General features: G+C 72.0%; 21 protein-coding genes and 1 pseudogene. 4 read left to right on the top strand and 18 right to left on the bottom strand.

Annotated elements, in window-relative coordinates; translation table 11 throughout:
• Nucleotides 1-23 precede the first annotated feature (23 nt).
• Both B4N89_RS16435 and B4N89_RS16430 read right to left on the bottom strand, forming a co-directional pair.
• Nucleotides 24-1,205 carry a cytochrome P450 gene (locus tag B4N89_RS16435; RefSeq protein WP_078976576.1) on the bottom strand — a complete coding sequence of 394 codons (1,182 nt, stop codon included), beginning with the start codon at nt 1,203-1,205 and terminating at the stop codon, nt 24-26.
• 34 nt (nt 1,206-1,239) lie between these two features.
• Complete coding sequence (locus B4N89_RS16430; RefSeq protein WP_078976575.1) at nt 1,240-1,698, bottom strand: 2,4'-dihydroxyacetophenone dioxygenase family protein; 459 nt, start codon at nt 1,696-1,698, stop codon at nt 1,240-1,242.
• A gap of 204 nt (nt 1,699-1,902) precedes the next feature.
• Between B4N89_RS16430 and B4N89_RS16425 the strand changes: the two genes are divergently transcribed.
• Complete coding sequence (locus B4N89_RS16425) at nt 1,903-2,712, top strand: SDR family NAD(P)-dependent oxidoreductase (protein ID WP_161500738.1); 810 nt, start codon at nt 1,903-1,905, stop codon at nt 2,710-2,712.
• Nucleotides 2,713-2,777: 65 nt separating this feature from the next.
• Here B4N89_RS16425 and B4N89_RS16420 read toward each other — a convergent pair whose 3' ends face one another.
• The 3 genes from B4N89_RS16420 to B4N89_RS16410 form a co-directional block, all read right to left on the bottom strand.
• A complete protein-coding gene (locus B4N89_RS16420) occupies nt 2,778-3,476 on the bottom strand; it encodes a response regulator (RefSeq protein ID WP_078976573.1) in 699 nt (232 codons plus the stop codon).
• On the bottom strand, nt 3,473-4,705 hold the full coding sequence (locus tag B4N89_RS16415) for a sensor histidine kinase (protein WP_078976572.1): 1,233 nt from the start codon (nt 4,703-4,705) through the stop codon (nt 3,473-3,475). The genes B4N89_RS16420 and B4N89_RS16415 overlap by 4 nt, the downstream gene beginning before the upstream one ends.
• Nucleotides 4,706-4,823: 118 nt before the next feature.
• On the bottom strand, nt 4,824-6,002 hold the full coding sequence (locus B4N89_RS16410; protein ID WP_078976571.1) for a sensor histidine kinase: 1,179 nt from the start codon (nt 6,000-6,002) through the stop codon (nt 4,824-4,826).
• A gap of 106 nt (nt 6,003-6,108) precedes the next feature.
• Between B4N89_RS16410 and B4N89_RS16405 the strand changes: the two genes are divergently transcribed.
• Nucleotides 6,109-7,062, top strand: a complete 954-nt coding sequence (locus tag B4N89_RS16405; protein WP_078976570.1) for an SAM-dependent methyltransferase — start codon at nt 6,109-6,111, stop codon at nt 7,060-7,062.
• Nucleotides 7,063-7,947: 885 nt separating this feature from the next.
• Here the strand turns inward: B4N89_RS16405 and B4N89_RS16400 are convergent.
• Genes B4N89_RS16400 through B4N89_RS16390 form a run of 3 tightly spaced genes read right to left on the bottom strand, consistent with a single transcriptional unit; the run spans nt 7,948 to nt 11,147 of the window.
• Entirely contained in the window at nt 7,948-9,201 is a 1,254-nt protein-coding gene (locus tag B4N89_RS16400; RefSeq protein WP_078976569.1) for a CaiB/BaiF CoA transferase family protein, read from the bottom strand.
• Nucleotides 9,202-9,237: 36 nt separating this feature from the next.
• Nucleotides 9,238-10,632: a PH domain-containing protein gene (locus tag B4N89_RS16395; RefSeq protein ID WP_235618648.1), complete on the bottom strand. Its 1,395-nt coding sequence runs from the start codon at nt 10,630-10,632 to the stop codon at nt 9,238-9,240.
• A 17-nt stretch (nt 10,633-10,649) separates the two neighbouring features.
• Nucleotides 10,650-11,147 carry a PH domain-containing protein gene (locus B4N89_RS16390; RefSeq protein WP_101897100.1) on the bottom strand — a complete coding sequence of 166 codons (498 nt, stop codon included), beginning with the start codon at nt 11,145-11,147 and terminating at the stop codon, nt 10,650-10,652.
• Nucleotides 11,148-11,217: 70 nt separating this feature from the next.
• On the opposite strand from B4N89_RS16390, the pseudogene B4N89_RS16385 reads away from it, so the two are divergent.
• Nucleotides 11,218-12,368: pseudogene (locus tag B4N89_RS16385) on the top strand (NADH-quinone oxidoreductase subunit D).
• Nucleotides 12,369-12,398: 30 nt separating this feature from the next.
• On the opposite strand, the gene B4N89_RS16380 reads toward B4N89_RS16385, so the two are convergent.
• The 4 genes from B4N89_RS16380 to B4N89_RS16365 all read right to left on the bottom strand — a co-directional run bounded on the left by B4N89_RS16380 (nt 12,399) and on the right by B4N89_RS16365 (nt 16,911).
• Nucleotides 12,399-14,375 carry a hypothetical protein gene (locus tag B4N89_RS16380; protein ID WP_143657986.1) on the bottom strand — a complete coding sequence of 659 codons (1,977 nt, stop codon included), beginning with the start codon at nt 14,373-14,375 and terminating at the stop codon, nt 12,399-12,401.
• 177 nt (nt 14,376-14,552) lie between these two features.
• Complete coding sequence (locus B4N89_RS16375) at nt 14,553-15,449, bottom strand: ABC transporter substrate-binding protein (protein WP_078976567.1); 897 nt, start codon at nt 15,447-15,449, stop codon at nt 14,553-14,555.
• Nucleotides 15,450-15,499: 50 nt separating this feature from the next.
• On the bottom strand, nt 15,500-16,174 hold the full coding sequence (locus tag B4N89_RS16370; RefSeq protein WP_078976566.1) for an ABC transporter permease: 675 nt from the start codon (nt 16,172-16,174) through the stop codon (nt 15,500-15,502).
• Nucleotides 16,171-16,911: an ABC transporter permease gene (locus B4N89_RS16365; protein ID WP_078976565.1), complete on the bottom strand. Its 741-nt coding sequence runs from the start codon at nt 16,909-16,911 to the stop codon at nt 16,171-16,173. Before B4N89_RS16365 ends, B4N89_RS16370 begins: the two co-directional genes overlap by 4 nt.
• A gap of 168 nt (nt 16,912-17,079) precedes the next feature.
• Between B4N89_RS16365 and B4N89_RS16360 the strand changes: the two genes are divergently transcribed.
• The gene (locus B4N89_RS16360; protein ID WP_078976564.1) at nt 17,080-18,228 is read left to right on the top strand and encodes an ABC transporter ATP-binding protein; all 1,149 of its coding nucleotides are present in this window, start codon (nt 17,080-17,082) and stop codon (nt 18,226-18,228) included.
• A 43-nt stretch (nt 18,229-18,271) separates the two neighbouring features.
• Here B4N89_RS16360 and B4N89_RS16355 read toward each other — a convergent pair whose 3' ends face one another.
• The 6 genes from B4N89_RS16355 to folE form a co-directional block, all read right to left on the bottom strand.
• Nucleotides 18,272-18,736, bottom strand: coding sequence for a DUF3180 domain-containing protein (locus B4N89_RS16355; protein ID WP_078976563.1), 465 nt, complete (start codon nt 18,734-18,736; stop codon nt 18,272-18,274).
• A complete protein-coding gene (gene folK / locus B4N89_RS16350) occupies nt 18,733-19,323 on the bottom strand; it encodes a 2-amino-4-hydroxy-6-hydroxymethyldihydropteridine diphosphokinase (RefSeq protein WP_078976562.1) in 591 nt (196 codons plus the stop codon). Before folK ends, B4N89_RS16355 begins: the two co-directional genes overlap by 4 nt.
• Nucleotides 19,320-19,682, bottom strand: coding sequence for a dihydroneopterin aldolase (gene folB / locus B4N89_RS16345; RefSeq protein WP_078979399.1), 363 nt, complete (start codon nt 19,680-19,682; stop codon nt 19,320-19,322). The genes folK and folB overlap by 4 nt, the downstream gene beginning before the upstream one ends.
• A gap of 194 nt (nt 19,683-19,876) precedes the next feature.
• Nucleotides 19,877-20,341: a nuclear transport factor 2 family protein gene (locus tag B4N89_RS16340; RefSeq protein ID WP_078976561.1), complete on the bottom strand. Its 465-nt coding sequence runs from the start codon at nt 20,339-20,341 to the stop codon at nt 19,877-19,879.
• Nucleotides 20,338-21,222, bottom strand: coding sequence for a dihydropteroate synthase (gene folP, locus B4N89_RS16335; protein WP_078976560.1), 885 nt, complete (start codon nt 21,220-21,222; stop codon nt 20,338-20,340). The genes B4N89_RS16340 and folP overlap by 4 nt, the downstream gene beginning before the upstream one ends.
• Before the next feature lie 108 nt (nt 21,223-21,330).
• Nucleotides 21,331-21,939, bottom strand: coding sequence for a GTP cyclohydrolase I FolE (gene folE / locus B4N89_RS16330; RefSeq protein ID WP_078976559.1), 609 nt, complete (start codon nt 21,937-21,939; stop codon nt 21,331-21,333).

Here is a 21,939-nt window from a genome sequence, read left to right as displayed (position 1 = left end):
GGATCACCCGCGGTCGTCGATCGTTACCCCAGCCGCACCGGCAATCGGGTGAGCGCGTTGTTGAGGTTGGAGCACAACCGCTCGGGCTCGCCGGTCCGCTCGATCACGGGATGCGCCGCGAGCAGCTCCTCGAAGAACACCCGGCCCTCCAGTCGGGCGATGTGCACGCCCAGGCAGAAGTGCTCGGCGAAGCCGAACGACAGGTGCGGATTGGGCCTGCGGGTGATGTCGAAGCGTTGCGGGTCGGCGAAAACCTCCTCGTCGCGGTTGGCCGAGGTGTAGTACATCGCCACCTTCTCGCCCGCCGCGATCCGCACGCCGCGTAGTTCGGTGTCCCGGGTGGCGGTGCGGCGGAAGTAGTGCAGCGGGTTGGCCCAGCGCAGGATCTCCTCCACCGCGCCCGGCACCAGCGCACGATCCGCGCGCAGCGCGGCGAGCTGGTCGGGGTGGGCGAGCAGCGCGTCCAATCCGGCGGAGAGCATCGTCTTGGTGGTGTCGTTGCCCGCGGTCACCAACTGCACGAAGAACCGGCCGAAGTCGAGGTCGGTCATCATCCTGCCGTCGAACTCGGACTCCAGGATCAGCGACGTGATGTCCGCGCGCGGCTCCTCGATCCGGCGCCGCGCCGCGAAACCCATCGCGTAGCGGGCCATCTCGATCGCCGCCGTGCCGCCCTCGCCCGCCGTGTTGCGCTCGGCGAGCGCGTGGATGTGGGCCCAGTCCGCGGCCGGCAGGCCCATCAGCTCGCCGATCACCTGGGTGGGCAGCCCGGAGGTGACGTCGTGCACGAACTCGACCTCGCCGCCGCCGACCCGGGCCAGGATCTCCCGGCAGATGGCCCGGATCCGGTCCTCCATGCCGCCGACGACCCGTGCGGTGAAGGACTTGACCAGCGGCTTGCGGTAGGCCCGGTGCCGTGGCGGGTCCATCGAGAGCAGCGTGCCGCGCAGCGCCTCCAGGCGGTCCGGTTCGAGGTCCTCGACGAGGATCCCGCCGGCCTCGGCGGAGAAGATCTCGGGGTGCTGCGACACGTACTCGACGTCGGCGTGCCGCAGCACCGCCCAGTAGCCCGGCTGCCCCGGGATGTCCTGCCAGTACACCGGCCGGGTCCGGCGCAACTCGGCGAACAGCGCGTGCGGCGGGCCGTCCACGTACCGCTCGGGGCGGTACAGGTCCGGTTCGGCCCGCTCGGCCGTGGCGGTCATCGTGCCCCCTCGCACCCTCGACGCGTGCGCATCCTCAACCCACCAGCACGTTCGGCCGGCCGAAACCCTGTGCCTCGCACAGTGCGCGGTAGGCCCGCAACGTGCCGGGACCGTCGGTCACGGAGGTGATGTTCCCGTCCGCGTCCAGGTTGAGGTTGGCGCCGTACATCTGGAACCAGACCCGGGTGTCCGGCTCCACGCAGGTGAGCGTGTGCACCGATCCGGCGGGCTCGAACAGGAACGAGCCGGCCCGGTTGACGTAGTCGTACTCGGCGTACTTCCACGCGCCCGAGGTGGTGTAGCCGTACACGGGCCCGGTGTGCCGGTGCGTCTCGACCGCGAAGCCGGGCTGGAAGACGTTCTCCACGATCCACAGCCCCTCGTCCTCCTTGACGCACAACACCTTGAGCTTGTTGCCGCCGCCGATGTCGACGAACGGCAGGTCGTCGGCGCCGAGGTGGACGGCGGGGCGGCCGGGTGCGGTGGTGGTCATGCGATCTCCTTGGTCATGGCGGGTCCTCGGGACGGGCGCCGCGTCCGCGGCGGCGCATGTCTGTAACGGTGTAACAGCATGCCTCGAACGGCGCCGAGTTTCGAGGGCCGCGCAGGATGGGCAACACCATCGATCGCACGCGTACCCGCGCGGACACGTGCGGCGACGGGCGCAGGGGACGGGTACAGGGGATGGGGAGCGGAGATGGGACAGCTCGACGGACGGGTCGCCGTGGTCACCGGCGGCGCCGACGGGATCGGCCGCGCGTGTTGTGAGCGCTTCGCCGAGGAGGGCGCCGACATCGTGGTCGCGGACGTGCGCGACGAGGCCGCGATCGACACCATCGAGGCGGTCGAGAAGCGCGGCCGGCGGGCCACCTACATGCACACCGACCCGAGCAGTCCCACCGACACCGGAACGGTGATGCAGCACGCGATCGACACGTTCGGCGCGATCGACGTGCTGGTCACCGCGGCGGGCATCACCACGGCCGACCACGTCGGCGGCCGGCGCCGGCGGGCCGCCCCGGTCGAGTCGGACCCGATCAGGCGGTTCACCGACAGCCCGCTCGCCGAGTGGCAGCGGGTGCTGGACGTGAACCTGACCGGCACGCTCCTCGCGGTCCAGGCGGCCGCCCGCTGGATGGTCGCCCGGGGCCGGCGCGGCTCGATCATCACCGTCGCCTCGATCGCCGCGCGCCACTCCGAGACCGGCGGACCGGGCTACGCGGTGTCCAAGGCGGGTGTGTGGATGCTGACCAAGCAGGCCGCCCTCGCGCTCGGCCCGGCCGGGATCCGGGTCAACGCGATCGGCCCGGGCTTCATCGAGACCAACATGACCGCGGTCCTGCGCGGCGTGCCGGAGCTGGAGCAGCGGCTGCTCGGCAGCGTGCCGCTGGGCCGGATGGGCACCGCGCGCGAGGTGGCCAACGCGGCGCTGTTCCTGGCGAGCGACCAGTCGTCCTACTTCACCGGCGAGATGTTGCACCCGGACGGCGGCTTCTACACCGACTGATCAAGCGAGCCGACCGGGCAGGGGGGCGCGCGGGCCGGGCGGCCGGCCCGCGCGCGCCCGGGACGCTACCGGCCGCGGGCCTTGACCAGGCCGGTCTCGTACGCCAGCACCACGACCTGGACCCGGTCGCGCAGCCCGAGCTTCATCAGGATCCGACCGACGTGGGTCTTGATGGTGGCCTCGGACAGGAACAGCCGCTGCGCGATCTCCGCGTTGGACAGGCCCTGGGCGACCAGCATCATCACCTCCAGCTCGCGCTCGGTCAGCGCGTCCACCACGTCCGGGCGGGGCTCGTGGTCGCTGGGCAGGATCGGCGCGAACCGGTCGAGCAGGCGCTTGGTCGTGCTCGGCGCCACCACCGCGTCGCCCGAGGCCACCGCACGGATCCCGGACAGCAGCTCCGGCGGCGGTACGTCCTTGAGCAGGAAGCCGCTCGCCCCGGCCTTGAGCGCGGCGAACGCGTACTCGTCGAGGTCGAAGGTGGTCAGCATGAGCACCTTGGGCCGCACCCGGCCCTCGGGCAGCACCAGGGCGTTCTCCCCGCCGTCCGCGCAGATCCGTCGGCACGCCTCGACGCCGTCCATGCGCGGCATCCGCACGTCCATCAGGACCACGTCGACGTCCACGTGCCGAAGCTTGTCGAGCGCCTCGACGCCGTCGCCGGCCTCGGCCACCACGCTCATGTCCGGCTGCGCCTGCAACACCATGGTGAAGCCGGTCCGCAACAATTCCTGGTCGTCTACCAGCATCACCTTGATGCTCACTGGGCTCCTTGAAGAGTCGTTCGGGACGGGCCTGCGGCGGCGGACGCGGAATCGGGCCGGCCGGCGTAGGGCAGCATCGCACTGACCGACCACCCGCCGCCGACGGTGGGGCCGGTCCGCAACCGGCCGCCCAGCATCGCGACCCGCTCGCGCATGCCGACCAGGCCGTGCCCCATCCCGTCGCCCGGCGCCGCCGCGCCCCGCCCGTCGTCGCTGATCTCCATCTCCAGGCCGGCTTCCCCGTAGCCGACACCGACCTTCGCGGTGACGTCGGGGCCGCCGTGCTTGCGGGTGTTGGTCAGCGCCTCCTGGACGATCCGGTACGCGGTCAGCGCCACGCTCTGCGGCAATTCGACCGGCACCCCCGCGACCGTGAGCTCCACGTTCAGGCCGGTGGTGCGCACCTGCTCGACCAGTTCGTCGAGTTGCTCGACGCCGGGCTGCGGCACGTACGCCTCGGTCTCGGTCTGCGAGCGCAGCACGCCCAGGAGGCGGCGCATCTCGGCCAGCGCCTCGCGCCCGGTCGCCGCGATCGTGCCCAGCGCCTCCCGGGCCCGATCCGGCGCCGCGTCGATCGCGTACGCCGCGCCGTCGGCCTGCACCACCATCACCGACACGTTGTGCGCCACCACGTCGTGCAACTCGCGAGCGATCCGGGCCCGCTCGGCCGCGGCGGCGATCTGCGCCTGCTGGTCGCGCTCGAACTCGAGCCGGGTGGCCCGCTCCTCCAACTCGGCGTAGAACGCCCGCCGCGTGCGCATCGAATCGCCCAGCACCCACGCGATGGCGAGCAGGACCACGGTGAACGTCAGGCCGAAGAGGTTGGCCTTGAACGAGGATTCGGCCGAGGAGGGGAAGCGGGCGAGCAGTACGGCCGGCCCGATCAGGGTCATCGCCAGGCCGGCCCGGGAGAGCCAGCGCGGGCCCGATTTGGCGGCGGTGTACAACGACACGAGCATCGCGTAGTTGGCGGCGGTGATCGTGTTGTCCCAGACCAGCTGCATCAAGCCGCCGACCACGACCAGCGCGGTGGCGGTGAACGGGCGCACCCGGTGCAGCATCATGCCCAGGCTGAGCAGCGTGGTGAGCAGCAGCCACCACCATGTGGGGGCGTCCGTGCTCGAACCGTCGGAGAAGACCTGAAGCACACCGAGGCCGAAGACCGGAATCGTGCACACCGAGTCGACCCACAGGGGGTGTGCTCGCAGCCACGCATAGATTCGTTGCACACTTCGACGCTACGTGGGCCCCGCCCGAGGCGCGTCCACCGACTTACCGAATCATCCCTCCGCCACAAGTCGCACCCCGCGACGGGCGCGTCTCGCCCCGGAGGCCGGCCGAATCGGCTCAGGCGCCGTCCGCGGGTCGTACCGGCAGCAGCGCGCGCACCTGCCAACCGCCGCCGGGCGCGGGCCCGGTCTCCAGTCGGCCGCCGAACATCGCGACCCGCTCGCCCATGCCGACCAGGCCGTGCCCCATCCCGTCACCGGGCGCCGCCGCGCCGCGCCCGTCGTCGCCGACGTCCAGCTCGACGTCGTCGCCCAGGTAGCGCAGCCGCACCAGCGCCTTGACGTTCGGGCCGCCGTGTTTGCGGGTGTTGGTCAGCGCCTCCTGGACGATCCGGTACACGGTCAGCGCCACGCCCTGGGACAGCTCCACCGGCACGCCCTGCACGGTCAGGTCGACCGGGAGGCCGGCGCTGCGGACCCGGTCGAGGAGGTCCTCCAGCTGTTCGACGCCAGGTTGCGGGACGTAGGTGTCGGTCTCGGTCTGCGAGCGCAACACGCCGAGCAGGCGGCGCATTTCGGCCAGGGCCTCGCGTCCGGTCGAGGAGATCGTGCCCAGTGCCTCGCGGGTCAGCTCGGGCGCGTTGTCGAGCGCGTAGGCGGCGCCGTCGGCCTGGACGACCATCACCGACACGTTGTGCGCGACCACGTCGTGCAACTCGCGCGCGATCCGGGCCCGCTCGCCGGCGGCCGCGATCTGCGCCTGCTGGTCCCGCTCGCGCTCCAGCCGATCGGCCCGGTCCTCCAATTCCATGTAGTAGGCCCGCCGGGTGCGCATGGAATCGCCCAGCACCCAGGCGATCACGAACGGACCCATCAGCAGCAGCGTGAAGAAGACCACCCCGGTCATCCCCACGTCCGGGTTGTCCCACCAGCGCAGTACCGCCGCGATCGGCGCGAGCACGCCGCCGACCAGCGCCGTGCGCGAGGCCCAGCGCGGGCTGTACGCGGCGGCGCTGTAGGCGATCGCGGGCATCGCCAGCGCCTCCAGGCCGGGCGCCACGTCGTCGAAGAGCTGGAAGACCCCGATCACGAGGGTGGCCACCAGCGCGAGGGTGGGATTGCGCCGGCGGATCAGCAGCACCAGCGACATCGCGCCGAGCGCGACCAGGTGCGGTACGTCGGGCGGGCCGGGTTGATCGATGATCACCTCGAACACGCCGAACATGAGCAGCAGCAGCGCCCACGCCCCGTCCACGAGCAGGGGGCGCCTCCGGAGCCAGGCGTACAGGTGATGCACACAGGCAGGGTAGACGGGCACACACGTTCGCCCCACTCCGGACGGATCACCACGGACCCGACCTCGACCGCACGGCAGCGTCGGCGGGCCGGTACCGTCGGGTGCGATGGAACGATGGCTGACCTGGCAGGAAGCCACCCGTCGGGCGCTGTACGGAGCAGAGGGCTTCTACCGCCGGGCCGAGGGCCCGGCCGGGCATTTCCGGACCTCGGTACACGCCTCCCCGCTGTTCGCCCGGGCGCTGGCCGACCTCGCGGCGGCCTCGGGCCTGGACACCGTGGTGGACGTGGGCGCGGGGCGGGGCGAGTTGTTGATCGCGCTGTGCCGGATCGCGCCGCATCTGGAGTCGGTCGGCGTCGACGTCGCCGACCGCCCCGAGGTGTTGCCGCCGTCGATCGGGTGGGGGCCGGAGATCCCGGCCGGCCGAAATGTGCTGCTGGTCGCCAACGAGTGGTTGGACAACATCCCCGTCGACGTGGTCGAGGTGGACGCGCGTGGGGTGGTGCGGGTGGTCGAGGTGGACGTACGCACCGGTCACGAGCGGCTCGGCGCGCCGGTCGGTGGCGAGGACGCGCGCTGGCTGGAGCGGTGGTGGCCGCTGGGGGACGCGCGGCCGGGGCGGCGGGCGGAGATCGGCGCGCCCCGGGACGCGGCGTGGGCGCGGGCGGTCGGGCGGCTGGAGCGGGGGGTCGCGGTCGCGATCGACTACGGGCACGTGGGCGAGGGGCGGCCGCCGTACGGGTCGCTCGCGGGGTATCGGCAGGGCCGCCAGGTGCCTCCGGTGCCGGACGGCACGTGCGACGTGACGTGCCATGTGGCGATGGACGCGGTGGCGGCGGCGGGCGAGGCCGCGGGGGCCGGGGGCACGGTCCTGACCACCCAGCGCCATGCGCTGCGCGCACTGGGCGTAACCGGGCAACGCCCACCCTACGCACTCGCCCGCACCGACCCGACCGCGTACCTGTCCGCTCTCCGCGACGCGGGCGAAGCCGGCGAACTCACCGCCCAAGGCGGCCTCGGCGACTTCCACTGGCTGACCCAAACAACCCCGCCCCCGTAACCCGGCACCAGAGGACACGCACCACCACCCCCGGACCGGCCGACCCAAACGCAAGGCCACACCAGGCCGGGGCGCACCGGACAACACATGAGGCCAAGCCCGGCCGAGGCACGAGCGCGCCCCTCCAACCCGACCGACATTCAAGGCCCACGCACGACCGGCCGAAGCCGGGACCAAAGCACGAACGCGCCCCAACCCCGGGGCATAACCCCAACCTCACCACCCAAGGCAGGCGCACCCCATCCAGCCCGGCCGGCATCCGAGACCACACGCGGGGCAAGGCCGGGACGTGAGCCCAACTTCACCATGCAAGGCAGGCGCGCCCCGTCCAGCCCGTCTGCATCCGAGACCCACACGCGGGGCAAGGCCGGGACACGAGCCCAACCTGACGACGCAGCGCAGGCGTGCTCCATCCAGCCCGGCCGGCGTTTGAGGCCACCCCAACCCACCGACGTACGAGCCCGACCCGACCCACAAGCCCACTCCGGCCCGGCCGGATTCGGGGCCCGCGCGCGGAACAAGGCCCGGGCATGAGCCCAACCTCACCACACAGCACAGGCGCGCCCCATCCAGCCCGGCCGGCGTTTGAGGCCACCCCAGCCCAACCAACACACGAGCCCGACTCGAGCACCCAAGCCACCAGCCCGGCCGGCGTTCAAGGCCCGCACGCGCGACCGGGCCGGGGGCGCGCCCCATCCAGCCCGGCCGGCGCTTGAGGCCCGCGCGGGGCCGGGCCGGGGGCGCGCCCCACATCCAGCCCGGCCGGCGTTCGAGGCCCGCACGCGCGACCGGGCCGGGGGCGGGCCCCATCCAGCCCGGCCGGCGTTTGAGGCCCGCGTGCGGGGCCGGCCGGGGCGGCGGGGGTCGGGCCCACGTCGTGGAGGGTCAGCTCGTGCCGAGGGCGCCCGCTGCGCGGAGTTCGGCGATCTTGGCCTCGTCGTACCCGAGCAGGTCCGCGAGGACGGAGGCGCTGTGCTCGCCCACCGTCGGCGCCCGCTCCGGCACGGGAAGCGTCTCGCCGACGAACTTGATCGGCGACGGCAACTGCTCGCAGCCGAGCCGGTCCTGCCCGATCCACGGGAACCGGTGCCGGAACTGCGGGTCCTCGGCGATCGTCTGCGGCGTGTTCACCGGCGCGATCGGCGTGTTCGCCTCGTTGCCGAACTCGATCCACTCGCGCGCGGTCCGCGTGGCGAAGATGTCCCGCAGGATGCCCCGCAGTTCGACGTTGCCGACCGCGTGGTCCGCGTACTTCGAGCCGGGCCAGCGCTCGAACAGGTCGGCCCGGTCCACCGCCTCGCAGAAGTTCTTCCACAACGACTGCTCGGACGCCATGAACAGCACGTGCCGGTCGTCCTTCGTCGCGTAGATCTGGTACCGGACACCCTTCTCCATGCCACCGGTGCCGGGCGCCCGCCGGGTGTAGCCGTCCGACTTGTTCCCCGTCACCTCGGACTCGGGCCGCTCGTACGCCTTCCAGGTCTCGCTGCGCAGCCAGTCCATCGACGCGGCGGCGTCCGACTGGGCGATGTCGATCATGGCGCCCTCCCCGGTGGCCCGGGCCCGGATGATGCCCGCGAGCACGCCGAGCGCGCCGAACATCGGACCGGCGTGGATGCCGATCGAGGCGTGCTCGGGCAGGTACGGGAAGCCGTCCTCGTCGATCGCGGGCTTCACCACCCCGGCCCAGGTGTCGTAGGCCACACCGTGGCTGGGCATGTCCCGGTACGGGCCGGTGGCGCCGTAGCCGGAGATCGTGCAGAAGACGATCCTCGGGTTGATCTTGCGCAGGTCCTCGAAGCCGATCCCGCGGCGCGCCAGCCCGCCCGGCCGCATCGCCTCGATCACCGCGTCCGCGTCCTTGACCAGGGCCTTGAAGGTCTCGATCGCCTCCGGCTTGCGCAGGTCCAACACCAGCGACTTCTTGCCGCGGTTGACGTGGAGGTGCATCAGCGAGGTGCCCTCCACGATCGGCCACGTCATGTCGCGGATGTAGTCCCCCTGGGGCGGCTCGATCTTGATCACCTCGGCGCCGAGGTCCACCAGCGACGAGGTGATCGCGGCCGGTCCCAGCATCGAACATTCGATGATGCGAACCCCCGCGAGCGGGGCCCCACCCTTCGACTCGACCTGACTCATCGCTGCCTCCCTGCGAATATGACGATGCGTCAGATATTAACCGGCACCTCCGCCGAGGGAAGAGGCGGAACCTGACGAGCTGTCAGATTCTCCCTGAATCCAACGTTCCGTGCCTGCTCCACGACGCCCGGTACGCGAGCGTTCGGCCTGTTCCGCGACGATCGTGTCCGCCTCCACCGCGTCCCGTCGGGCCGCCCGCACGTGCACCGGGCCCGGGGTCGAGTCCAGGTGCACCGTGGCCAGGCCCAATCGGCGCTCCCACGGCCCCTGGGTGCGTCGTACGCTCTGCACCTTCGCGTGCGGGATCACATCGAGGATCCGGTGGAAGCGCCCGCTGCGCGCGACGAACACCTCGGCGTCCGCGCCGTAGGCGTACGCCGACCAGCCCACCGGGTCGTGCCAACGGGCCCGGCGCGGAGCCGGGATCAGTTCGATCGTGTCGATCGCCACACCCGGCAGGATCTGTCCGAGCAGCCCGTGGGCGACCGCGCGCGGCGCCACCGGCAGCAGGATCGTCTCCTTGGCGTCCGTGTCCTTGCCGCCGTAGCCGGCCACATTGATCTCGACCCGGACCCAGCCGGGCAACCGCCACAACCACGGCTGCACGATCCGCACCGCCTGGACCCGACCGGGCGGCACGGTCTGATGCCGCTGCTCCAGCAGGCCGTGCCGCAGCCGCAACCCGTCCGGCGAGCGCGCCACGGTGAAGTCGAAGTTGCGGATCACCCGGCCCGCGGTGAACTGCCACGCGGCCAGGAACAGCGGCAACGTCCCGAATACGAAAGCGAGTTCGTGCAGCACGAGGGCCAATACCAGGATCGCCACGCTCGGCGCCAACGCGGCCCACGTGCCCACCGACAGCAGTACCGAGCCGACCACCGCCGACAGCGGCACCGCCACCAGCGGTTGCTCGGGCGCCTCCCCCACGTCCGGTCGCACCCCGGCGGCGCGCGCGAGCAGTTCGGCCCGCAACCGCTGCGCGTCGGCCTCGCCCAGGTAGGACAGACTCGCCTCGGCCTTGTCCCCGCCCGCCACCTGCAACTGCAACTCCGCCAGCCCGAACAGCCGGGCCACCAGCGGACGCACCACGTCGACCGCCTGGAGCCGGGACAGGCGCACGTGCCGGGTTCGGCGGAACACCATCCCGGAATCGATCCGCAGGTCGTCGCCCTCGATCCGGAACGTGGTGAACCACCACGACAGATAGCCGTAGGCGAACGCGAGCGGCACCACCACGCCGAGCCCGATGATCAGCCGACTCGGGGTCGCCCAACCCGAGTTGACGTTGTGCACCACCACGCCGAGACAGGCCGCGATGACCACCCAGCCGCGCGCGGGCGGGGTCAGCGGGTGCAGCCGACGCGGCTCGACGGTCGGTGCGCCCGACCGATCGCCCGGTTGCTCGACCGGCCGCTCGACCGACGGCTCCACCGGTCGCTCGCCGCCGGTCACAGCCCCGCCGATCGGGCCTCGCCCAGCGCCGCGAGCCGATCGCGCAACCGCGCGGCCTCGGCGGGCGGCAGGCCGCGCACCCGTGCGTCGGAGGAGGCCGACGCGGTGTGCAGGGTCACCGTGGCGATCCCGAAGTGCCGCTCCAGCGGACCCGCCGCCACGTCCACGAACTGCATCCGCCCGTACGGCACCACCACCAGCCGGCGCAGCAGCACACCGTGTTCGATCAGGAGGTCGTCGGCCCGCTCCGCGTAGCGCCACGAACGCTGGTTGCGCCGGATCAACGGGAGCGCCCAGGCCCCGAAGCCGGCCACGCCCACCACGAACACCGCGCCCGCCCACCACACGACCAGCCACCCGAGCAGGCCGCCGCCGAGTATCGCGAACAGGATGCACACGCCGAACAGCAGCGCCCGACGCATCCGGTACAGCTGTTCCGAAACGGAACGCCAGTCGAGGTCGGGGGGCGCCAGGGCGTCGTCGGCCGGTTTCATAGGGGCAACCTTCCCAGGTGGGCACACAAGGGTGCGAAGGAGGCCGGGACTACTGGCAGACTCAGGGTCCATGACCGCCAGGACCGTGGGCGTGGGTATCGGCGCCGACCAGCTCGACACGACCGACATGGTGCTCAACATCGGGCCCCAGCACCCCTCCACGCACGGCGTGTTGAGGTTGCGACTCGTGCTCGACGGCGAGCGGATCGTCTCCGCCGAGCCGATCGTCGGCTACATGCACCGGGGCGCGGAGAAGTTGTTCGAGGTTCGCGACTACCGGCAGATCGTGATGCTCGCCAACCGGCACGACTGGTTGAGCGCGTTCGCGAACGAGCTGGGCGTCGTGCTCGCGGTGGAGCGCATGCTGGGCATGGAGGTGCCGCAGCGCGCGGTGTGGGCGCGGACCCTGCTCGCCGAGCTGAACCGGGTGCTCAACCACCTGATGTTCCTCGGCTCGTATCCGCTGGAGCTGGGCGCGATCACGCCGATCTTCCACGCGTTCCGCGAGCGCGAGGAGATCCAGGCGGTGATGGAGGAGATCTCCGGCGGTCGTATGCACTTCATGTTCAACCGGGTCGGCGGTCTCAAGGAGGACCTGCCGGCGGGCTGGACCGGGCGGGTGCGGCACGCGGTGGCGACGGTACGCACCCGGCTGGCCCGGCTGGACGACCTGGTCTCCGACAACGAGATCTTCCGCGCCCGCACCCGGGGGTGGGCGTACTGACGCCGGCCGTGGTGGCGGCCTACGGGGTCAGCGGGCCGATCGCGCGCGCCTCGGGGGTCGACTTCGACCTGCGCCGGGACGAGCCGTACCTCGCCTACGGCGAGCTGACCGACGTCCTGCGCGTGGTCACCCGCGAAGAGGGCGACTGCCTGGCCCGCTTCGAATGCCTGCTGGAGCAGGTGCACGTGAGCCTGGACCTCGCCGACGCGTGTTGCGACCGGCTCGACGGCCTCCCGCAGGGGCCGGTGAACCTGCGGCTGCCGAAGGTGCTCAAGGCACCCGAGGGTCATACGTACGCGTGGACCGAGAACCCGCTCGGCCTGAACGGCTACTACCTGGTGTCCCGGGGCGAGAAGACCCCGTGGCGGCTCAAGCTGCGCTCGGCGTCGTACAACAACGTGCAGGTGCTCGGCGAGGTGCTGCCGGGCTGCCTGATCGCGGACATGGTGGCGATCCTGGGCTCGCTGTTCTTCGTCGTCGGCGACATCGACAAGTAGGCGGACCCGCCGGGATCCGCCCGGCACTTCCTAGGCGTGCTTGCGGATGTCGATGCGGGGGATCTCCTCGGTGTCGTCGTGCGCGGTGAGGTCCACCGGGAGCGGCTTGCGCTGTGCGGCTCCGGCGGGGGCCCGGCCGGGCTCGGTGGGGGCGAAGCGCACGCCCTGGCCGCGGTGTACCGGTGCGGGCTGTGCGGCCGGGGCCGCGGCCTCGGCGTGCACCGGGTCGGCGATCCGGTCGGCCTCGATGTCGTCCGTCTCGGGCGCGACGTCGGCCTGCTCGACCGGGTCCGCGTGCGGACGGCCGGCGATGAGCGCGTCGTAGCGCGCATCGGAGCCGAACAGTTCGTCGGTGAGGAAGCCGGTGGCCTCCGGCTCGGCCAGGGGCGCACGCGGCGCGAAGAAGTCGAACCGGCCGGACGCACCGGCGCCGGCCACCCGACGGGTCACCTCGAGCACCTTGTCCCGCACCATCCGGGTCACCTCGGCGGTCTCGGCGGCGACGGGCACGCTCGCGGGGCTCCCGACGACGGGCGCGTCCGCCGCGGCTTCGGTCGCGGCGGGTACATCCGCGGGGCTCCCGGTGACCGGGACGTCGGTGGAGGCGAGCGGGTCGGCCGGCGCCTCGGCGGCACGCGGTTCCGTGACGGGCGCCGATGCCTCGGGCGGGATGCCCGCGCCGGCCGACTGCTCGGCGGCGCGAACGGCCTCGGTGTACCGCGGAAGCTCGGTCGGCGGCGCGATCGGCGCCGCAGGACGCGCGGCCACGACAGCCGGCGCTTCGGACTCGACGCCCGCCCCGACCGACCCGGTCTCGGCCCCAAGCGCGTTCGCGGCCGGGGGCGTTGCCGCAGCCGCAGGTACAGACTCGGCATCAACCGCCTTCGCAGGCACGGTCGTTGCCGCAGTCGCGGGCACACCCGCACTCCCGAACCCGGACACCGACGCCTGCCCGGCATCGGACTCGGGCACGGTCCCCACCACACGCGCGACCCCGAACCCGGGCGTCGGCGCGGTCGCGGGCGCACGCGCGGCGCCGAACACCGGCGTCGACGCGGTCACAGGCGCGGCGTCGAACTCGGGCTCGGTCGCGGCCCCGGCCTCGCGAGCACTCCCGATCCCGGGCGTCGACGCAGTCGCAGGCACGGACTCGGACTCGGGCGCACGCGCGTCCCCGAACACCGGCGTCGACGCGGTCACAGGCGCGGACTCGGACTCGGGCGCAGCCGCACGTACAGCGCCGAACACCGGCGTCGACGCGGGCGCGGTCGCCGACTCGGGCTCAGTCGTGTGCGCGGACTCGGCCGCGGCGCCCGCCCGGGGCGCGCCGGCCGCCTGGGGCGCGCCGGCCGCCCGGGGCGCGGAACCCGCCTCCGGCATCGCCCGCCCGCTCGCCGCAGGCGCGGCGTGCCGCTCGTCCCCCCGCACCGCCTCGTGCGCAGCCGCCGCGACCGCGGCCGCCGGCGCGACCGGAGGCCGCGCCCCCGACCGCGCGCCCGGGCCGAACATCGAGGCGGCGTAGGCCCGGACCAGGTCCGGCGAGGACACCGGGGGCCGCCGCACGGCCGGCACGATGGACGGCGCCGTGGGCCGGGCCCCGCCACCGCGGCGGTCCAGCAGATCGAGCACGGCCGAGGCCCGTGCGAACAGATCGGGGGTCAACTGCTGGGGGCGCGACGTCAGATGCTCGGCGGCCACGTCCAGAACCAGCCCGTGTTCCTCGGCCCGCTCGACGGCCAGCCGCAGTTCCTCGGCCATGCGCTCGCGCTCGCGACGCCGCGCGATGCTCTCCTCGGCCAGGCGCCGCTGGTGTGCGGTGCTCCCGCGAACCACCCACGCGACCGCGCCGACGGCGGACGACACACCGAGCAGCACGGCGATTCGAAGGGTGTCCGCACCCCCCGCGACGACCGCCAGCACGGCGGCGACCAGCGCCGGTGCGCATATGGCGGCAAGCAGGGATATGCGTGTGGCGGTCGAGACCGAGCGATGGCGTCCACGGGGCATATGGAGACGTTAGCGCGCACACGGTGTTCGGCTCGGTGCGGGGGCTCTCGGCCGCGCGTGTCGTTTTCCGCCTTCGCCATGCGCAACTCCGCTCCGCACGGCCCCGAACGCCGACCGGCCATATGCAAGTCCGGCCGGCGTCGGGGGATTTGCCGGTGCAGAGGTTTTGCCGAAAAATCAGATCAGGTTCTTCGACTTCAGGTAGGCCTTCGCCACATCGGCCGGCTTCTTGCGGTCCTCGTCGACCTGCTTGTTCAGCGCGGTGAGGTCCTCGGTGGTGAGCACCGGGGCGAGCTTGTTCACCAGCGGCAGGATCTTGTCCGCCTTGCCCGAGTTGACCACCGGAAGCACGTTGTCGGCGTTCTGCAGCTTCTTGTCGTCGGCGAGCACGACGAGGCCGAACTGATCCAGGGTGGCGTCGGTGGAGGTGGTCAGGACCAGTTGGTCGCTGCCGTTCTTGACCGCCTGCTTGGCGGCGGTGGTACCGACGCCGAGCGGATCCACGCCGGAGACCTTGATGCCGTACGTCTTCTCCAGGCCCGGCGCGCAAAACGGCCGCGTCTTGCACTCCTCGCCCGCCGCGATCTTCACGTCGACGCCGGCCTTGCCGAGGTCCGACAGGGTCTTGAGGTTGTACTTCGCGGCGAAGTCCTTGGTCACCGCGAACGCGTTCTGGTCCACCGCCTGTGAAGGTTCGCCGCTCTTGAGCCCGGCCGGACCCGCGAGCGTGTTCAACGCGGCGACGGTGGCCGTCACATCGGGCGAGGCGACCGGGGCCGCGTCGGGACCGTTCTTCTTGCGGTTCAGGAATTCCGCCATGGTCGCCGCGTATTCCGGCACCACCGCGATCTTGCCCTTCTCCAGCTCGGGTTCGTAGAGCTCACGGTTCTTCACCGTCTTGATGCTCGCTTTCACCCCGCCCTTGTCGAGCAGCTGTTTGTACATCTGCGCCAGGATCTCGGACTCGGTGAAGCCGGCCGACCCGACCGTCGTCTTGTCGTCGTCCGAGGACGAACACCCCGTCGCGCCCACCAGGAAGACCAGCGAGAGTCCCGCCGCCACACCGACCGTCATACCCGTTCCACCGCGCCGCTTCGGCATGCGATGCACCGCCCTTTCCGTTCTCACGAGGTCACACCGCCACGCGGTGTCCGGGCCGTGAACCGCTGCACGAGCGCGAACAGGCCCTCCACCACCAGAGCCAACGCGGCCACGAGGATGGCCCCCGCGACTACTTGACCGTTGTCCTGCAGGTCGAAACCGGCCGTGACGATGCGCCCGAGACCGCCCCCCGCGACCAGTGCCGCGAGTGTTGCCGTGGCAACAACCTGAACGGCACACGTTCGAATTCCCGTCATGATCAACGGAAGCGCGAGCGGGAGCTCGACGCGCAACAACATCTGGCCGCCGGTCATGCCCATGCCGCGCGAGGCCTCGACCACGTCCCGGTCCACGCCGCGCATGCCGACGTAGGCGTTGGTGAGCACCGGCGGGATCGCGAACAGCACCAGCGCGATGATCGTCGCGGTGTCGCCCATGCCGATCGGACTGAGCCCGAGCAGTACGAGCACCGCGAACGTGGGGATGGCCCGGCCGATGTTGGAGATGTTGATCGCGAGCGCGCCGCCCCGGCCCAGATGGCCCAGCCACAGCGCGATCGGCAAGGCGATGGCGACCGAGATCAGCACGCACACCACGGTCAGCAGGACGTGTTCGGTGAGCCGGTTCCACACCCCGCTCTCGCCGCTCCAGTTCGCGCCGTCGGCCAACCAGTCCCAGGCGTCTCCCAGTACGTTCACGCCGCGGCCCCCGCTCGTGTGTCGACCTCGGCGGTCGGCGCGGACACGTACGGCAACCGCCGCTTGCGGCCGCCTGCCCGCTCCCACGGCGTCAACAACCGCTGTACGCCCAGCAACAGCAGGTCCGCCACGATCGCCAGCGCGACGCACAGCACCGACGCGGTGAGCACCTGCGCCTTGAACAGCGTGTCGATGCCCGAGTAGATGAGGTTGCCGAGGCCGCCGGAGCCGACGATCGCGCCGACCGTGGTGAGCGCGACCGTGGACACCGTGGCGACCCGCACGCCCGCCATGATCGCGGGCAGCGCGAGCGGCAGTTCGACCTGGAAGAGCAGTCGTCCCGGCCCGTAGCCCATCCCCTTCGCCGCCTCGACCACATCGGGCGGCACCGCCCGCAGACCGGCCAGCATGTTCCGGACCAGGATGGTCAGCGAATACAGCACCAGACCGATGATCACGGTGGTCTCGGTCAGCCCGGTGAACGGCTGCAAAATCGCGAACATCGCCAGCGAGGGAATCGTGTACAGGATCGTGGTGGAGCCGAGCAGCACGCTGCCCGCCGGGCGCCACCGCCGGGCCGCGAGGGCCATCGGGAACGCGACGAGTACGCCGATCGCCACCGAGACGACGGTCAGATAGACGTGTTCGCGCAACGCGTCGGTGATCTCCCCGGAGTACTCGTCGAAGTACTTCCCGCAGATCCACGAGTTGCGCTTCAGGCAGTCACCGGAGGCCACAATCACTCGCGGACAGTACCCCGGCGGTCGGACACACATGCCCGTGACGGCGGACACACCCGGTGTGCGAGGGAGGGCACCCGGGTACGTTGCCTCCCCTGGGGGCCGGGAAACACTCGGGTCTCCGGACACCTGCCACGACCGCCTGCCATGCCCCGGAGGGCCCCCATGATCCGGCTGGACCGCGTCACCAAGCGGTACCCCGACGGCACCGACGCGGTGGCGGACCTGTCCCTGGACGTCGCCACGGGCGAGCTGGTCACCCTGGTCGGCCCGTCCGGCTGCGGCAAGACCACCACGATGAAGATGGTCAACCGGCTGATCGAGCCCACGTCCGGGCGGATCTTCCTGGACGACGAGGACATCACCCGGGCCGACCCGGTCAAGCTGCGCCGGCGGATGGGCTACGTGATCCAGTCCGGCGGTCTGTTCCCGCACCGCACCGTGCTGGAGAACACCGTCACCGTGCCGAGCCTGCTGGGCTGGGACCGCAAGAAGGCCAGGTCGCGCGGCGTCGAACTCCTGGAGCTGGTCGGCCTGGACCCGGCGAAACTCGGCGACCGCTACCCCCACCAGCTCTCCGGCGGTCAGCGCCAGCGGGTCGGCGTGGCCCGCGCGCTCGCGGCCGACCCGCCGGTGCTGCTGATGGACGAGCCGTTCGGCGCGGTGGACCCGGTGGTGCGCGAGCACCTGCAGACCGAGTTCCTGCGCCTCCAGCAGGAGCTGCGCAAGACGATCCTGTTCGTCACCCACGACATCGAGGAGGCGGTGCGGCTCGGCGACCGCATGGCGGTGTTCTCGATGGGCGGTCGCATCGAGCAGTTCGACACGCCCTCCAGCGTGCTCGGCGCGCCCGCCAACGACTACGTCGCCGATTTCGTCGGCGCCGACCGCGGGCTCAAGCGGCTGTCGGTGACCGAGATCACCCCCGACGACCTCGAACTGCCGCCGATCGTGCACCTGGACGACCCGATGCCGGAGGCGCTGGCGAAGTTGCGCGCGGCCGGCTCGCGCTGGGCCGTGGTGCTCGACGACGCGGGCGACCTGCACGGCTGGGTGGACGACCGGGTGGGCACCGGCACGGTGCGCGACCGGGCCCGGCGGATGGAGGCGTGGGTGCCCGTGCACGCCTCGCTCAAGCAGGCGTTCGGCGAGATGTTGCAGCACGACGCCGGCTGGATCGCGGTGGTGGACGGCGACCGGTTCGTGGGTGTGCTGACCCCGGCGCGGCTGCACGAGGCGCTGCGGCGGTCGATCGGCGCCGAGGAGCGGGACATCCCGCCGGCCGAGGTCGTCCTGGACACCATCGAGGGGTGAGCGGCCCGCACCGCCTACCGGATGGTGGGTACCGGCCCGGGATTCACTTGTCCTCGGGGTCCTCGGGCACGCGCAGTATGCGCTCCAGGAACAGGCACCCGCCGACCAGGAGCACGCCCGCACCCACCGCGAAGGCGCACCGCTGGGCCTGTGCGGAGCGCTCGGTGACCTCCAGGAAGTGCGAGAGGTAGAGCGCGTAGCCGCCGTACAGACCCACCACGAGGGCGCCGACCAGCGAGCCCGCCTTGGCGAAGACCACCGCTCGCGCGGCGACCAGCGGGTCCACCGCGCGCGCGTTCGGGCGCCGCTCGCGCTGCGCCTTCAGCCGCGAGCGCAGGGACAACGCGGTGGCCAGCGCGACCGCGGCCAGGCACAACAGCACGATGGGCGCCAGGATCGGGACCACGGGCGGTGTCCCGCGCGAGTCCCACAGGTCGATTCCGGCATACGCGATGCCGCCCGCCCCCAGCGCGAGGGCGAGCAGGACGAGCGGGCGCGTGGGCTTCATCGGTCTGCGGTCAGCTCCAGATCGTCACGACGGTGCACACCGGCCGGGCCCACCCGCGCGAGCAGGTCGGCGATCGGGCCGTGGCCGGGCAGTTCCGCCTCGGGGTCGATGTCGTGCCAGGGCGCGAGCACGAACGAACGCTCGTGCGCGCGCGGATGCGGCAGGGTCAGCCGCGGGTCGTCCTGCGTCACGTGCTCGAACCAGATCACGTCCACGTCGAGCGTGCGCGGTCCCCAGCGCTCGACCCGGACCCGTTGGAACGCCTCCTCGATCGAGTTGGCGCGCTCCAGGATCAGATCCGGGGTGAGCAGCGTGCGCACTTCGACCACCGCGTTGAAGTAGGTGCCCTGCTCGGGACCGCCCACCGGGTCGGTCTCGTAGACCGGGGACACCCGCAGCAGGGTCACCCCCGGGGTGTCGGCGATCTCGTCGATCGCGCCCTGCAGGGTCTCGAGCCGGTTGCCCAGGTTGCTGCCCAGCGCGAGCACGACCCGGCTCCAGGACAGCTGCGCGCGCTGCGCGGTGGTTTCGGCGGGACGCTCCGGGGCCGGCTCGCGCGGGGTCCGGGCGGCGGAGGTGTCGGTCATCGGTCGCGTCCCCGCACGATGGTCACCGTGACGTCGTCGAACGGGACGGTGATCGGGGCGTCGGGCTTGTGCACGATCACTTCCACCTCCTGCACCAGCGGCCGGGCCAGGCACACGTCGGCGATCCGCTGGGCCAGTGTCTCGATCAGGTCCACCGCGTCGCCCTGGACCACGCCGACCACGTCCTCGGCGACCTCGCCGTAGTGGACCGTGAGCGTGAGGTCGTCGGCCTGCGCGGCCGGCCGGGTGTCCACTCCGAGCACGACGTCGACCACGAACGTCTGGCCCTCTTCGCGTTCCTTCGCGAACACTCCATGGTTGCCGCGGGCCTTCAGCCCCCGCAGCGAGACGCGGTCCAGCATCAGTCGCCTCCTCGGCGCGTATCCCATCACTGCGCACCCCGAACGGTCGGTCGCCCTTCCGGTCGAGGGGCGGTCGCGCCGACGGCCGGACCACCTCTGTGCGGTACGAATGTACCCAGCGGTCCCGACAGGTTCCGTCGTCCGGGTGCCTCGAACGCACCCGAACGACACCTCGAAGCGGTCGGGATCGGTCAGATCTCCTCTTCGGCGTCGACCTCCGCCATCACCGGGGACGCGTGGTGCAGCCACAGGCGCCAACCCGCGGGGGTGCGCCGGAAGACGTTGGTGACCACCGCGCGGCCCCCGGCGAAGCCCGTCTCGTCGCCGCCGTCCTCCTCGGCCATCCCGGTCAGCATGTTGGCCGTGCAGGACAACACCGCGACCTCACCGGCCAGCTTGACCTCGACGTCGGTCAGGAAGAACTGCACGTACGCGGTATTGGCCATGATCAGCGCGTAGGAGCGCAGAATCTCCGCGCGTCCGTGCAGCGCGGGCCAGCCCGGATGCACACAGGTCACGCTCGGCGCGTCGGCGCCGTCGGCCCAGATCGCGCCGAGGGCGTCGATGTCGCCCTCCTCGACGGCCGTCCACAGCGCGAGGTTGACCTCACGTACCGCGTCCGCCTCGGGCGACGTCTGGTCGTCGATCGGGTTCATCGGGCCTCCTGCCAGGCAGCCGCCACCTTGACCGCGTCGAGCGAAGCGGGCACCTCGTGCACACGGACGGCCCACGCGCCCGCGGCGGCGGCCAGCGCGGAGACCGCGGCCGTCGCGTCGTCGCGCCCGCGGGGCGGGCGCAGTGTGCCGTCCTCGGCGGCGAGCAGCCGGCCCAGGAAGGTCTTGCGGGACGCGGCCACCAGCAGCGGACGGCCCAGGTCGTGCAGCGCGTCCAGGTGGGCGAGCAGTGGCCAGTTGTGTTCGGCCGTCTTGGCGAAGCCCAGGCCGGGGTCGAGCACGATCGCGTCGGGGTGTACCCCGGCCGAGACCACCTTGTCCATCCGCTCGGCGAGTTCGGCGCGCACCTCGGCGACCACGTCGGAGTAGACCGCCTGCTCCTGCATCCCCCGCGAGTGTCCGCGCCAATGCATGACCACGACGGGCACTTCGCTCTCGGCCACGTAGGCGGCCATCGCCGGGTCCGCGAGCCCGCCGCTGACGTCGTTGACCAGCCGGGCACCGGCCGCCACCGCCGCGCTCGCCACCTCGACCCGGGTGGTGTCCACGCTGACCACCGCGCCGGCCGCGGCCAGCTCGCGCACCACCGGCACGACCCGACGCAGTTCCTCGTCGGCGTCCACCCGACCGGCCCCCGGGCGGGTGGACTCGCCGCCCACGTCGATCAGGTCGGCCCCCTGTTCGATCAGCGTGAGCCCGCGCGTGATCGCGGCCTTCGCGTCGAACCAGAGGCCGCCGTCGGAGAACGAATCGGGGGTCACATTGACCACACCCATGACCGCGCACCGGCCGAACTCGGGCAGGCCGCGCACCCTCGGCGGGCGGTCGGGAGCCCGGTGGCGCGGGCCGGTCGTCGCTGTCATGGGGAACAGAGTAGGGGTTGACCGGGCACTGCCCGGTCAACCCCCGACTACTGCGTCGCGACTTGTTATCGGCACCTCGTCGGCTCGCGACCGGGTGCCCTCGGGTCGCTACCGGCTCAGGATCAGGCTCATCGCCTCGGCCCGGGTGGCAGCGTTCAACAACTGGCCGCGTACGGCCGAGGTGAGCGTGCGCGCACCCGGCTTGCGTATGCCGCGCATGGTCATGCACAGGTGCTCGCACTCGACCACCACGATCACCCCGCGCGGGCGCAGGATGTTCACCAGCGCGTCGGCGATCTGCGTGGTCAGCCGCTCCTGCACCTGCGGCCGCTTGGCGTAGACGTCGACCAGGCGGGCCAGCTTGGACAGGCCGGTGATCTGGCCGTCCTCCGACGGGATGTAGCCCACGTGGGCGACGCCGTGGAAGGTGACCAGGTGGTGCTCGCAGGTGCTGTAGACCTCGATGTCCTTGACCAGGACCAGTTCGTCGTGGCCGAGGTCGAAGGTCGTGGTCAGCACGTCCTCCGGCTCCTGCCGGAGTCCCGCGAAGATCTCCCGGTACGACCTGGCCACCCGCGCCGGGGTGTCCTTGAGGCCCTCGCGGTCGGGGTTCTCCCCGACCGCGAGCAGCAGCTCCCGAACCGCGCGCTCGGCGCGATCCTGGTCGAATTCACCCACGGCGGGACGGCCGTCGAAGGTGACCGGGTCGATCGTCAC

This window comes from Embleya scabrispora, from assembly GCF_002024165.1.
Classification (GTDB): Bacteria; Actinomycetota; Actinomycetes; order Streptomycetales; family Streptomycetaceae; genus Embleya; species Embleya scabrispora_A.
The sequence above is the reverse complement of the archived record's forward strand: the minus strand, read 5'-3'. Positions and strand labels throughout refer to the sequence as shown.